Origin of the sequence: Longitalea arenae (genome assembly GCF_016924755.1) — a bacterium.
In the GTDB taxonomy this organism is placed as follows: Bacteria; Bacteroidota; Bacteroidia; order Chitinophagales; family Chitinophagaceae; genus Niastella; species Niastella arenae.
Map to the genome: position 1 here is coordinate 136,117 of NZ_JAFFJX010000002.1, position 13,217 is coordinate 149,333.

Annotated in this window: 12 protein-coding genes and 2 tRNA genes; 10 read left to right on the forward strand and 4 right to left on the reverse strand. The window is 47.4% G+C overall.

What is annotated here, in order from left to right:
- Positions 1-196: 196 nt before the first annotated feature.
- The 10 genes from JT717_RS05560 to JT717_RS05605 all read left to right on the forward strand — a co-directional run bounded on the left by JT717_RS05560 (position 197) and on the right by JT717_RS05605 (position 10,057).
- Positions 197-574, forward strand: a complete 378-nt coding sequence (locus JT717_RS05560) for a LexA family protein (RefSeq protein ID WP_205509214.1) — start codon at positions 197-199, stop codon at positions 572-574.
- Positions 549-1,820 carry a Y-family DNA polymerase gene (locus JT717_RS05565; RefSeq protein WP_240347853.1) on the forward strand — a complete coding sequence of 424 codons (1,272 nt, stop codon included), beginning with the start codon at positions 549-551 and terminating at the stop codon, positions 1,818-1,820. Before JT717_RS05560 ends, JT717_RS05565 begins: the two co-directional genes overlap by 26 nt.
- A gap of 3 nt (positions 1,821-1,823) precedes the next feature.
- Entirely contained in the window at positions 1,824-2,315 is a 492-nt protein-coding gene (locus JT717_RS05570) for a hypothetical protein (protein ID WP_205509215.1), read from the forward strand.
- Between the two features lie 3 nt (positions 2,316-2,318).
- Positions 2,319-3,116: an SOS response-associated peptidase gene (locus tag JT717_RS05575; protein ID WP_205509216.1), complete on the forward strand. Its 798-nt coding sequence runs from the start codon at positions 2,319-2,321 to the stop codon at positions 3,114-3,116.
- Between the two features lie 404 nt (positions 3,117-3,520).
- Positions 3,521-5,665, forward strand: a complete 2,145-nt coding sequence (locus tag JT717_RS05580) for an NHL repeat-containing protein (RefSeq protein ID WP_205509217.1) — start codon at positions 3,521-3,523, stop codon at positions 5,663-5,665.
- Between the two features lie 445 nt (positions 5,666-6,110).
- The gene (locus tag JT717_RS05585; protein ID WP_205509218.1) at positions 6,111-7,334 is read left to right on the forward strand and encodes a T9SS type A sorting domain-containing protein; all 1,224 of its coding nucleotides are present in this window, start codon (positions 6,111-6,113) and stop codon (positions 7,332-7,334) included.
- A gap of 101 nt (positions 7,335-7,435) precedes the next feature.
- Complete coding sequence (locus JT717_RS05590) at positions 7,436-8,836, forward strand: aminopeptidase P family protein (protein WP_205509219.1); 1,401 nt, start codon at positions 7,436-7,438, stop codon at positions 8,834-8,836.
- A 201-nt stretch (positions 8,837-9,037) separates the two neighbouring features.
- Positions 9,038-9,706, forward strand: a complete 669-nt coding sequence (locus JT717_RS05595) for an alpha/beta hydrolase family protein (protein WP_205509220.1) — start codon at positions 9,038-9,040, stop codon at positions 9,704-9,706.
- 161 nt (positions 9,707-9,867) lie between these two features.
- Positions 9,868-9,941, forward strand: a tRNA-Ala gene (locus tag JT717_RS05600).
- Between the two features lie 40 nt (positions 9,942-9,981).
- Positions 9,982-10,057 (forward strand) — tRNA-OTHER (locus JT717_RS05605).
- A gap of 570 nt (positions 10,058-10,627) precedes the next feature.
- Here the strand turns inward: JT717_RS05605 and JT717_RS05610 are convergent.
- The 4 genes from JT717_RS05610 to JT717_RS05625 all read right to left on the reverse strand — a co-directional run bounded on the left by JT717_RS05610 (position 10,628) and on the right by JT717_RS05625 (position 13,166).
- A complete protein-coding gene (locus tag JT717_RS05610; RefSeq protein WP_205509221.1) occupies positions 10,628-11,053 on the reverse strand; it encodes a DUF6157 family protein in 426 nt (141 codons plus the stop codon).
- 162 nt (positions 11,054-11,215) lie between these two features.
- Positions 11,216-11,632 carry a hypothetical protein gene (locus JT717_RS05615; protein ID WP_205509222.1) on the reverse strand — a complete coding sequence of 139 codons (417 nt, stop codon included), beginning with the start codon at positions 11,630-11,632 and terminating at the stop codon, positions 11,216-11,218.
- Between the two features lie 255 nt (positions 11,633-11,887).
- Positions 11,888-12,322, reverse strand: coding sequence for an organic hydroperoxide resistance protein (locus tag JT717_RS05620; protein WP_205509223.1), 435 nt, complete (start codon positions 12,320-12,322; stop codon positions 11,888-11,890).
- A gap of 37 nt (positions 12,323-12,359) precedes the next feature.
- The gene (locus JT717_RS05625) at positions 12,360-13,166 is read right to left on the reverse strand and encodes an alpha/beta hydrolase (protein WP_205509224.1); all 807 of its coding nucleotides are present in this window, start codon (positions 13,164-13,166) and stop codon (positions 12,360-12,362) included.
- Positions 13,167-13,217 lie beyond the last annotated feature (51 nt).

Here is a 13,217-nt window from a genome sequence, read left to right on the forward strand (position 1 = left end):
GATCGGTACAGTGATCACCTGGCCTGCTATTGTTACCAAAACCGCTCAGCATCTGCATTTTATCGACCTCGCTCCCTTGCATGCGTTTCCTGGAAATGAAAGCGGAATCCCAAAATCATAAAGTTTTCCACTAAAATCATTAGTACAAATTTACTAATAATCTTAGTATTTTTGTACTGCAATCAAACAATTATTTATGGGCTTTCCGTCTCCGGCAAAAGATTACCAGGAGGATGTAATTGAATTGTCGAAATACCTGGTGCAGCATCCTACCGCTACCTTTTATTTCAGGGTGTCGGGCGATAGTATGATCAATGCCTGTATGCCACATGGTTCCCTGCTGGTGGTCGACCGGTCCATAAAACCCGCCAGTGGTATGATCGTACTGGCCGTGGTAAGTGGCGAATTTACCGTGCGCCGCCTGGTGCAAACCCGCAAGTCGCTGGTGCTCCATGCCGAGAACCCGGTTTACAAACCATTGGTAGTCACAGAAGAAATGAATATGCAGGTCTGGGGCGTTGTAACCGCCGTGATAGTAAAGTATAAATATGATACAAATGATCGCGTTGGTTGATTGTAATAATTTCTATGCATCATGTGAACGGCTTTTTCAGCCCAGGTTGCAAAACAGGCCCATTGTCGTGCTGAGCAACAACGATGGTTGTGTCATTGCCCGGTCCGACGAGGCCAAGGAACTGGGCATTGAAATGGGCGCTCCCTCCTTCCTTATTGAGCAGGTGCTGCAACAGCACAATGTATCGGTTTTTTCTTCCAACTATACCTTGTATGGCGATCTGAGCGACCGGGTGATGACCACCTTGTCGCAATTCTGCGACCAGGTAGAAGTGTATTCCATTGATGAAGCATTTCTCGATCTCTCGGCTTTCCGTCATTTTAACCTGGCAGACTATGCACAAACCATCCGCAGCACGGTCATGCAGCATACCGGCATTCCGGTTTCCATTGGCATTGCGCCTTCCAAAACGCTGGCAAAAATGGCCAACCGCCTGGTAAAAAAAAGGAACAAACAACTCGGGGTGTATGCCATCGATACGGCGGAGAAAATGCAGTTTGCCCTGCAAAATACCCAGGTAAAAGACATCTGGGGTATCGGCCCGCAGTATACGAAATTGCTTAACAGGAACGGGTTTATCACTGCCTGGGATCTGTCACGGGCTCCGGAAGAATGGATCCGGAAGAACCTTTCGGTTGTGGGGCAGCGAATGTATAACGAGCTCAAAGGCATCTCCTGCATTTCTTTTGAAGAAATGCCACCCAAAAAGAAAATGGTTTGCGTAGCGCGGGGATTCGGCAAAGTATTGAGCGAAAAGCAGGAAGTAATGGAAGCGCTGGCTAATTTCACCGCCATGGTTGCGGCTAAGCTGCGCAGTGAGCAGCTGGTCACCAGCGCCATCCAGATCTTTGTGCAAACCAATGCCCACCGAAGCCAGGAGCCACAGTATTTCCGCTCACTCACCATGCGCCTGCCTGTGCCTACCAACAGCACCAATGAACTGATTGCACATGCCCGGCACGCACTGGAAACCATTTACCGGCCGGGCTATAATTACAACAAGACGGGTTGCACCGCCATGGAACTGTCTCCGGCCACGGAAGTGCAAAGCAATATTTTTGACCAGCAGAACAGGGCACGGAATTCGCAGCTCATGCAGGTGCTGGATGTGGTGAACAGATCGTTTGGAAAAAATACCGTGCGCTTTGCCCTGCAGGGATTTGGCACCCGCTGGAAATTGCGCCAGTTGAAACTATCGCCCTGTTATACCACCCGCATCGATGAAGTATTGACCATAAAGATCTGAGCCATGCACAACCCCTTCGTTCTACTTACCACCCGGTTGCTTGAATCGCTCATTAAAGCGGGTAATAGTTTTTTTGTGCGGCAAACCTACATGCGTGGTAAAAACCCACTCGATCCGCTTAACAAAGCCGCTTTCTTATTTACTCACTACACTGATTACAGCCGGGCAAAAACGCATTATGATACGCTCGATAAGGACCCCAACCGATTTCTATATAATGTGAATGAAGCGGAACACTACGAAAAATTATTCATTGCAGCGAGCCAGCCGGAAGGATATCATATTTACAGTCCGCTGGTGCAACAGCCCTGGAAACCCACACCGGTCATTGCCGCGCGCATCCGCACTTATATTAATGAAAAATTAAATTGGGCAGTGAGCAGGAATGAGCAGGTAAAAGCGGATCTTTTCATTCAGTTTGGCGAACTTTTCATTACCTTAAAGTGTGGGATCCATGAGGTGAAATTACCGCTTGCTGACATTGAAAATCTTTGATGCATGTGTTACGATATATCTTTTACTTCGAATATTCAGTTAATTACAGATTACCTGCCCGACCTGGTGATCGATCCGCAGCTATCGATCGATTTTGACCTCACCATACACGTGCAGGCACAGGCTTACCGCAAATACCCGGTCATCATTTTTGAAGACGCCCGGTACAAGCTAAAACCCTTTGAATGGGGCGTGATCGCCGATTACATGAACACGCCTGAGAAAGTGAAACAAAGCCGCCAGTATATGTGCAATGCGCAGAGCGAAAAGATCATCAATGATAAAAAATCATTCTGGCGCAGGATCCGCTCTAAAAGATGTCTTATTCCGGTGAACGGCATTTATGAACATCGTGAAATAAAAGGCTGGAAGAATAAAGTGCCGTATTATGTGCATTTGAAAGACAGGCCCTTATTCTGTATTCCCGGTTTATATCATTATTCCCCCATTCCTGATGTAGAGACCGGCGAAATAAAAGGCACCTTCACACTTATAACCCGCGCCGCCAATTCCGTCATGCGGCAGATCCACAACGGCGGGCCGAATGTATTCCGCATGCCCATGTTCCTGCCGAAAGAACTTGAGATAAAATGGTTACTGCCCGACTTAACCGATGAAGAAATGCAAGAGATCCTCGATTTTGAAATGCCTGCTGAAGCGTTGGATTACTGGCCGGTATTTACCATCCGTTCTACCAAACCCCGCCCCGATAACCTGGAGAAAACAGCGCCCTATGCGTGGCCCAATCTGCCACCACTGGGCATTGATGAAAGTACGGAGCAAAAAAGCCTGTTCTCATAGTAAAACTACTGGAACCACTTATTGGAACAATAATATAAGTATTTACCCGTTCTTTAGTTCTCACTACCGGGGATCGAAGCAAATGCAAAGTGGATAAGCCAGCAACCGAACAGGGAGTACCAGATCATAATATAACAAGTTACACCGGCCTGTCAGGTGAACAGCGCGAAAGGAATCGGCTTACGGGTAAAGTACAATTGATTGCACATGCCGTATTTTCCGCTCCCCCATCTTAAGGCTTCGAAAATAGTTCTCCGTGGTTTATTACTATAGAAAAACTACGGAACGAAAAGAAAAATTTTTCATGTTAATATCATTTAAGACCGGCATTTGCTGAATCACAAAACTTTTTATATTTTTTCATAGTATATAACTTCTGTTATTAAACTAATCCTGTTAATCCCATGAAACTCAACCAGATCGTTTTAGGCAGCCTGCTGATGTTCGCAGGCAGTTCTGTAGCGCACTCACAAACTATTACTACTGTTGCCGGTGTTATCGGTTCTCCCGGGTATGCGGGAGACGGCGGGCCGGCCAACAATGCCCGCTTTAACCAGCCAAGAGCAGTAGCCACCGATGCCGAAGGGAACCTGTACATTGCGGATATGCGCAACCGCGTTATCCGGAAAGTGAATAACAACGGTACTGTTAGCACAGTTGCCGGAAACGGTACTGCTGGCAATGCCGGCGCCGGAGGTCCAGCCACCGCAGCCCAGTTAGCGCAGCCCACTGGTATGACCATCGACAATGAAGGCAACGTTTACATTGCCGACTACAACAGCTCTGTCATTAAAAAAGTAACTACTTCTGGTATCATGACCATCTTCGCCGGAACCGGAACCGAAGGTTTCAGTGGTGATGGCGGTCCTGCATCCCAGGCAAAATTATATCGTCCTACTGCCGTTGCGGTTGACAAAGACGGTAACGTATTCATTTCCGACGCTTCTAACAAGGTTATCAGAAAAGTAAGCAAATCAGGCATCATCAGTACTGTTGCCGGTGTACCCGGAAGAGCGGGTTATGCTGGTGACGGCGGTCCTGCCACCAAAGCATTGCTTACCCAACCTGCAGGGATAGCGGTAGACAACTCTGGTAATATTTATATAGCTGATCCTTCCAACTCGGTGATCCGTAAGGTAAACCCGGCCGGTATCATCAGCACTTTTGCCGGGAACGGAACAGCCGGTTACAGCGGCGATAATGGCCCTGCTACCAAAGCCCAGTTCCAGATCGGTTCACCGCAGGGTTTGGCGGTTGACCCGGCTGGTAACGTGTATGCCTCTGACTATCAAAACCACGCCATCAGAAAGATCAATACAAAAGGGATCATCACTACCATCGCTGGTACCGGTGCTCCTGATTACGCTGGTGATGGCGGTCCTGCTATCCTGGCCAAGATCTGGTATCCCATCGGTATTGCTACCGATATTGCCGGTAACGTATTCATCACTGATAGTTATAATAATACCATCCGTGAAATAGTTTCCAGCTGTAACGCCCCCATGCCGAGCTTCGAACTGCAACCTGTTAATAAAAGCGTTTGTAAAGGCGGTAATGTCGCTTTCAGCGTAAATGCCACTCATGCCGAAGCTTATCAATGGCAGGTATATTCGAATGGCGAATGGAGCGATGTAGCAGACGGTGCAAACTATTCAGGCGCCACTACCAACACGCTTACCGTGATCAATGTGGGCGATAAAATGAATAATTACCAATACCGCTGCGTGGCCAATAATGCCTGCCGCACCCTGTTCTCGAATAAAGCAGCATTGAATGTTACCGGTGGTGCAACGCCTACCCTCGTTGTTGCGCCTGCACCAAACGGGATGTGCGCCGGATCTCCTGCCAGCTTTACTGTGAAAGTGACCAATGGCGGAACCGCACCATCGTATAAATGGCTGGTGAACGGGAACGACGCTGGGGTAAGCACACCAACCTACAGCAATCCTTCTTTAGGGAACGGCGATAAAGTAAGTGTAGTACTTACCAGCGCGGGCGGTTGTACCGGTGGCCAGATCTCTTCAAACGTAATTGAAGTGAACATGGGCTCTGCACCGGAGATCAGAACCAATAAAGAGATCAAAATATTCGAAGGATACAGCGCTAAATTATCTGCTGTCAGCGAAAGCCAGATCAGCAGCTACAGCTGGACACCCACGGTTGGCGTAACTGCTGCCAATACAGCGAGCCCGATCGTAAAACCGGCCAAAACCACTACCTACAAAGTAACTGCAAGAAATACCAGCGGTTGCGCAGGTACCGCCGAGGTTACTGTAACAGTGGTTAAGAAAATTACAATGCCAAAAACATTCACGCCTGGCAAAGGCAATTTCCAGATCCCTGAAACAGATCCGGAGTTTGCCCTGGCTACCTTCTCAGTAGCTGATGCAACCGGTAAAGTGGTGTTCTCAACTACCGACATCAACAAAGGCTGGGATGGAAATATCAAGGGCGTGCCTGCCAAAGCCGGTTTGTATACTTATACGATCACTGGTCAGCTGCGCTTGGCAAAGATCAATTCAAAAGGAACTGTACAATTAGTTCGATAATATTCCTGGGATTTAAAACAAAAAAAGGTGGACCGGTTGATCCACCTTTTTTTATTTACATACTATCTCATTGAATGTCAGCCTCGTTTGGCGCCACGTTTAATATAGTCTTATTTCAGATCAAGATTCATAGAAAATAGTAGCCGGCCCTTGCATTTATAAAAAAACGTGTTAATCTTTGTATTAAGAAAATCATCCAAGTAACCGTACCAATCTCCTACTGACAGGCCGCCGAGCCGCAAAACACCTTACTTTCCAGCAAATTTTTTACGTAATTCAATTACGGCCTGATTCCTCCTATACTTAATTCCAATCTCCCCCTGAGAAGTCAATAGCTTCCAATACCTGTGGTCATAGCATCATTGTATCACCCTTACAAACCACAAGTATGAATCATTTGTACCCTGCAATTTTAACCAGCATTGGATCGTCAGTTATCAGAAGATTGACATTAGTAATAGTTATTATTATATATAACGCTGTTGCGGTTGCACAATCCCTGAACTTCAATACACCGGCCATTGAATCAGGCACCGACAAACAGCCCGGATGCGTGTACCGGTTTTCAGCGATTACGTCTGGCGGATTAATAGACGCGCTGGTACGAGTAGACAGCCTGATCGGTGTTTCGCTCTACAATATAGATGCAACGCCTTCAGGATCTTCTACCACCGCCCTTCAGCCACAATTGCAGTCCCTGGGCGGCGTTGGTTACCACTACGCAGTGTTTACCATCAGTTTTGTAACCGTTGCATCAAACATCCCTTCACCGGTGTATGATTTCAGCAGCGTGTTCATGGGGCTCGATGGCAGTAACCAGATAACCGAGTTTAACGCTATCACTGTTGACAACCCCAGTTGGGCGTACTGCAGCAACACCCCTAAAGTAGCGGTCACTCAACAGGGCAATATGGTATGGGGCACGGCCACCAGTTCGAACCCTGCGGGCGGACAAGGCATTGATGATACTGATTCTACGCAAATGTACCGGGTAAATTCAGCGGCCCCGAAAACTGTAACCATCCGGGTGGGTTACTATCAGCACCAGAACGGCTGGAATGGCAACGACCTGTTTAGCCTGAATATGCGGGGCAGTGAGCTGGATCCTATTGTGCTGCCAGTTGATCTGCGGAGCTTTACGGCACAACTGGCCAATGAGAAAATATGGCTGGCCTGGAGCACCGGCAGGGAAGTGAATATGAGCCATTACGCCATCGAAAGAAGTTACGATAATAAAGAATTTCACCAGGTGGCTTTGATGTTCTCTGCAGAAACCCCCACAATTAGCAATAACTATTCCTATAAAGATCCTGTTAAAAACACGGTTGGCGCTGTGATCTACTACCGGCTGAAAATGGTTGATAAGGACGGAAAGTATAAATATTCTGAAACAAAGACCGTTCGTTTGGGAAACGGAAACGATACCACAAAGATCTCAGCTTATCCCAACCCTGTAGTGAACGAGTTACGTATATCAATTCCACAGAGCTGGCAGAAACAGACCCTGAACGGCCAGTTGATTAGCACAAACGGCAACGTTATAAAAACATTTAAAATAACTACAAGTGCAGTGATCTCCATGATGGATGTACCCGCAGGAACCTATTATATCAAAGTGATAAATGGCAGGGAGATCAGCACGCAGGCAATCGTAAAATCAAGAAATTAAAGATAGTTTTTAAGGGTACGATCAATAACGCCGTCCTGTTTCTACAGGATGGCTTTTTTGTTTTTGATCAGGCCATCTTCGTAAATTCGGCCCAAAACTACATGCATCAACCTCTTTTCGAACGGCAGGTGTATATAGAACGCCGCCGGCAATTACAATCAAAACTCACCAATGGCATTGTGTTGTTGCTGGGCAATGAAGACAGCAGCATGAACTATAAAGACAACTGTTATCCGTTCCGGCAGGACAGCACCTTCTTATACTACATCGGTATCGATCAACCTGGCCTGGCCGCTATCTTCGACCTCGATGAAAACAAGGAGATCCTCTTTGGCGAAGATGCCAGTATCGATGACATCATCTGGACGGGCCCGCAACCGCTGGTACAGGAACTGGCCGAAGCGGTAGGTATAGCCGCGAGTGATAAGCTGGCTACACTCGCCAGCCTGCTGTCAGCCGCCCGCGCAGCAAAACGCCCAATACATATCCTTCCGCCCTACCGGCCGGAAAATAAAATAAAACTGGCCAACTGGCTGAATACCTCCATCGCCCAACTGCATGAATTCGTTTCAGAACCGCTTATCCGTTCGGTTATTTCACAGCGTGAAATAAAAGAAGAACGCGAAATTGCCGAGATGGATAAAGCCGTATCGATCAGCGCCGACATGCATATGGCCGCTATCCGGCAGGCGAGGCCGGGTATGAAGGAATATGAACTGGCAGCGCAGGTAGAAGCCATCGCCCTGGCCAGTTATGGCCGCCTCTCTTACCCCGTTATTCTTACCATAAACGGGCAAACCCTGCACAATCATTACCATGGCAATACGATTGAGGATGGACAAATGGTGCTCGTAGACGCAGGCGCAGAAACCACCATGCATTACGCCGGCGATCTTACCCGCACCTTCCCGGTGGGAAAACAGTTCACCACCCGCCAGCGGGAATTATACAATGTAGTACTGCATGTACTGGATCATGCGGTGTCCCTGCTCCGGCCCGGTATTCAATATAAAGAAGTGCATACCCAGGCCTGCATCAAACTGGTGGAAGGATTAACGGCAGTAGGTTTAATGAAAGGTAATGCTACGGAAGCAGTAGCAGCAGGCGCCCATACTATGTTCTTTCAGTGCGGGCTTGGACATATGATCGGCCTTGATGTGCATGATATGGAAGACCTGGGTGAACCCCTGGTAGGCTATGACGACCAGTTGAAAAAAAGCACGGAGTTCGGCTGGAAATCGCTTCGCCTTGGCAAGACGTTAAAGCCGGGATTTACGCTTACGGTTGAGCCGGGCATTTATATTATTCCTGAATTGATTGACCGGTGGAAGGCGGAACAGAAACACAGCGCTTTTATCAATTATGAGCTGCTGAACAGCTACCGCGATTTCGGAGGCATACGCATAGAAGACAATTATCTTATTACCAACAATGGCAGCCAGCTGTTAGGTAAACCGCTGCCCAAATCCCTGGAAGAAATAGAAGTTTTGCGTAAAGGCTAGGGAGTTTAATCTTTCGTTATGCGGGCGCCCGGCCAGTTTAGAAGATCCTGGCCGGCCGGCCGTTCCTGCTATCACTATAACCACACAAGCAGGTGCTTTAAAAACATCGCTGAAACGGCCACTCCCAGCCTGTCATTCCTGAACCATACTCATCTGCCGGTGACATTTATTAAAGTATCTTAGTGTCTTCAATCGGCCATTATGAGCAGTAAACGCATCACCATACCAGTATCATCCGCTGTAGGAAAAGTATCAGGCGTATTTACCCTGCCCGCCAATGCAGTTTGTGTGTTGACCCTCGCGCATGGGGCCGGTGCAGGAATGGATCACTCTTTTATGGTGAACCTGTCTGAAGCGCTGGCAGCGATTGGTATTGGTACCCTGCGATTCAATTTTCCTTTTGCGGAAAACAAAAAGGGCAGGCCCGATTCGCCTGCTGTGGCCCACCAGACCATTGAAGCGGCCATTCAAAAGGCGCAGGAACTGGAACCTGCATTGCCGCTGTTTGCCAGCGGAAAATCATTTGGCGGCCGGATGAGCTCGCAGTATTTGAGTGAACACCCCGAGGCTCCGGTACAAGGGATCATTTTTTATGGTTTTCCCCTGCACCCGGCCGGCAAGCCATCGATTGACCGATCGGAACATTTAAAGGCCGTGAAAGTACCGATGTTGTTTTTACAGGGCACGAAGGATACCCTGGCGCAATGGGACCTGATCCAGGAGGTTTGTGGCGGACTGAAAAAAGCCAAACTGGTAAAGCTGGAAGGCGCCGATCATAGTTTTAAAGCAGGCAAACAAGACATCATGAGTTTACTGGTGAAGGCCACGGGGGAATGGGTGGAAAAGATCGTAAATAAGAAGGCGAAATAGGAAAATTGGTTTTATTTGGTGAAAAGTGCAGCAAGCTCTATATTTGCAAACTCAAAAATAATCGGGGAATTAGCGTTCAACGATGATATAATGGGGATTAGCTCAGTTCGCCAGAGCATCCCGACATGGTCGGGAGGGTCGCGGTTCAGCTACGAAATAATGGGGAATTAGCTCAGTTGGCTAGAGCGCTTGCATGGCATGCAAGAGGTCGTCGGTTCGACTCCGATATTCTCCACATCTTTCAAAGGTCTGCAGCAATGCGGGCCTTTTTTGTTGGAATCAGCTCTGGTAGCCAAAGCGTCCCGACATACCAAGCCGGGAAGGTCGTCGGTTCGACTCCGATATTCTCCACATCTTTCAAAGGTCTGCAGCAATGCGGGCCTTTTTTGTTGGAATTAGATCAATGGCCAGAGGAGCTCCGACATAGATCCTGGCGACCTTGTTGTACTGCTTTATAACTGCGGAGCGCCGCTTCGTGACCTTATTGTGTTAGTTCCCATCTCACTGCAACAATGGGCAACTTCCAGGTGCACCTTCCCGAGCTAACTGTAACTATTCGTGTTCGCGCTCTATATATTGGTGATTTCCTCTGCAAGTTGCCTGCATGGAGCGCCCGCCTGGCAACATGGGGTATTTGCTGCGCTACTTTACATGAAAGTCAACAACTTAATGATGATAGTTGCCTGCTGACGCCGGAAATCTGCAACCTATAGAACAATGACACGCACATAAACAGCTGGATCACCCACTTACTCACTGTAAACACGCACCTGAAAGCTGTAATCATCCAGCAAAACTGTTAAGCAGGCAACTTTTTTGTTTTTCAACCTGGCCTCTAACGATCCACCCCAATTCTAACCTGAATTGGAAATAAGTGCTTACTCGTCCTGAGAAAGCGCAGGCTGTCAGCTGAAATATTTTTTATTTCCTTGAACTTCGCATCGCTTTCACTTTCTTACATGTTGCATCTGACAGAAAGCGTTGGTACGCTTCCGTTTCTACGCCATACAAGGCCACTTTTCCGTTAATATCGCAATGCACACCGAAACCATAGGTTTTTGTCAACGGAGATGCTCTTAAACAAGGTTGTCCTTTCGAAAAGAAAATTTCGCGCGCTTCCTTTTGTGCTGCTTTTGTGAGATCATTCCTGGTCGCAAATACCTGGAATAAGACCTCATCGGAAGTGAATTTGTATGGGTTTTTAGCTATCAACTCATACTGTATCTCCGCTACCGTCTTTTTGTCGCCCTTCGATGGCGGCACTGTGCCGCGAGTTGCTTTTGTGTCTTCCGCTACCTCAATGAATGTGTCGAAATAATTGGTTGTATGTATTTTTTTGTCCGCCATTTTTCTGTTATTAAATACACCTGTTAAATATCCAAAAAAGCAATTGACCGATAACCTTCCCTGTTGCTACAAAGATAAACCAGCAGGCAGTGTATTTTTCCATAAACCTGACGGTGTTCGAAAACGCGTGTGACTGGCTCCCCGCAACGGTGCGACCTTTGGTCATTTTTCCTCGGAAAACGGCACCAGGCAAAGCACGTCTTTTCCGCTTTGATATATTTCCAAACAATAGCCATTGGGATCCAGGTCGGGGTGTTGTAACAGCGTTTGAAAAGTACGGCCAATGATGGTCTCATCTTTTTTCCAGTCCACCAGTAACTCACTGGCATAAATTCCTTTTCTTATAACCATTGTTTTACAGCCAAGCTGCGCTGCTTCTCCCGGAAAAGATTCTTCCACGGCCGCCTTGTAAACAATTTGCCCCTTGTCATTCATGTGACTGATGCCATAAGTGGTTCTCTGGTTCCCAGCTGGCAGCAGTGCATGTAACTTCATGTATGCTCCACCCACCCCTTCCGGAAATGAGCTGGCTTCTACGTAAAAGACGGTTCGATCTTTTTCCATGATGTACTTTTCCATGACACATATGTTTTGTAGTATAAAACTACTATCCGCTATACTCCGGAAAGGGTGTGATCGGGACAATTATGGGGGGCGATTGCGACAAGCCATTCACGGATGGCATTTAAACGCCAAAGCCCTTAGAAATTAGCATGTACCTCATAGATATCACAATAAAAAGTATCCCGCAAGCATACACCAGGCTGCCATCTGCAAAAAAGCTCATAAGACAAAGTCCTATGAGCTTTTCATCATCCGGTTCAGCGCTCCGGCTTACACCAGGTTGATCTGCACATTGATATTACCGCGGGTAGCTTTTGAATACGGACAGGTTTGATGTGCTTCTTCCAACAGCTCCTGCGCCGTTGCAGCATCTAACCCCGGCAAATGAACGTTCAGCCTTGCCTGTAAGAAGTAACCGCCATTGGTAGTACCCAGGTCAACCTCTGCATCCACCGCCGTTTCGGGCGATAACTTAATTCTTCTTTTTGCAGCAGCAATACCCAGGGCGCCAATGAAACAGGCCGACCAGCCTGCGGCAAATAACTGTTCCGGATTGGTGCCTGTGCCTATACCCGGTGTGGATAGCTTCACCTGTAAATTACCATCCGAGCTATGTGAAGCGCCATCGCGGCCGCCCGTAGTATGTGTTTTACCGGTATATAAAACTTTTTCGATCTTGTTGCCTGTGAATTCCAAAGTGTTCATTGTGTTTGTTTTTTTAATGTTATGGATATTACCTATTTTATTTCCTGGTCGCTGCTTGTATGATGACATCCGCTACCGCATTCGCTTTTGATATAAAAATCACATGACTGCCTTTTATTTCGGTAACCTGCGCACCTGCACGTTTGTACATATTCCGTTCAATCGCCGGGTTAAGCGCTTTATCTTCGGTAGCCACAATACCATAGGCGGGTTTGGTTTTCCAGGCTGCATTGGTTACCGGTGCACCAAAACAACTTGCGAAGATGGGCACCTGGGAAGCGGCCATAAAATCAGCTTCCTCCTTACTAAGATCTGCGGCAAAACCAGTATGGAATTTTGCTTTGTCAAAATACACGACTCCTTTCTCATCGGGTGGTAAAATGCCACTCTCGCCTGCCATCGGCAATGACATAGCCAGCTGCGCGGTGGTTTCGCCTGTATCGGGCATAAAAGCCGCGATGTATACCAGGGCCGCAACTTTGGCATGCGAACCGGCTTCGGTTATTACGGTTCCGCCCCAGGAATGTCCAACAAGGATGGTTGGTCCATCCTGTTTATCCAGCGCCCGGATGGTTGCATCTACATCATCTTTCAAAGAAGTAAGTGGATTCTGTACAATAGTAACATGATACCCTTTCTTACTTAAGATCTTGTAAAGCGCTTTAAAACCGGATCCGTCTGCAAATGCGCCATGAACGATCACGATATTCTTTACAGCAGCCTGTCTTTCCAACTGACTGCTTATGGGTGCGGCATTCGTATGCACCGCGGCCATCATTACAAAAAGCGCTGTCATAGCCATTACCAGGTAACTGCGTATGGGTTGTAAAAAACTGTTTTTCATTTTCACGTTGAAGTTTGTTTGTTTTTATAAAGTGTTTAGATAACTTTTTGA

Coding starts and splice junctions, on each gene's coding strand:
- JT717_RS05570 (WP_205509215.1), top strand. CDS start 1,824: ATGCACAACCCCTTCGTTCTACTTACCACCCGGTTGCTTGAATCGCTC.
- JT717_RS05560 (WP_205509214.1), top strand. CDS start 197: ATGGGCTTTCCGTCTCCGGCAAAAGATTACCAGGAGGATGTAATTGAA.
- JT717_RS05595 (WP_205509220.1), top strand. CDS start 9,038: ATGAGCAGTAAACGCATCACCATACCAGTATCATCCGCTGTAGGAAAA.
- JT717_RS05620 (WP_205509223.1), bottom strand. CDS start 12,322: ATGAACACTTTGGAATTCACAGGCAACAAGATCGAAAAAGTTTTATAT.
- JT717_RS05615 (WP_205509222.1), bottom strand. CDS start 11,632: ATGGAAAAGTACATCATGGAAAAAGATCGAACCGTCTTTTACGTAGAA.
- JT717_RS05565 (WP_240347853.1), top strand. CDS start 549: ATGATACAAATGATCGCGTTGGTTGATTGTAATAATTTCTATGCATCA.
- JT717_RS05580 (WP_205509217.1), top strand. CDS start 3,521: ATGAAACTCAACCAGATCGTTTTAGGCAGCCTGCTGATGTTCGCAGGC.
- JT717_RS05590 (WP_205509219.1), top strand. CDS start 7,436: ATGCATCAACCTCTTTTCGAACGGCAGGTGTATATAGAACGCCGCCGG.
- JT717_RS05610 (WP_205509221.1), bottom strand. CDS start 11,053: ATGGCGGACAAAAAAATACATACAACCAATTATTTCGACACATTCATT.
- JT717_RS05625 (WP_205509224.1), bottom strand. CDS start 13,166: ATGAAAAACAGTTTTTTACAACCCATACGCAGTTACCTGGTAATGGCT.
- JT717_RS05575 (WP_205509216.1), top strand. CDS start 2,319: ATGTGTTACGATATATCTTTTACTTCGAATATTCAGTTAATTACAGAT.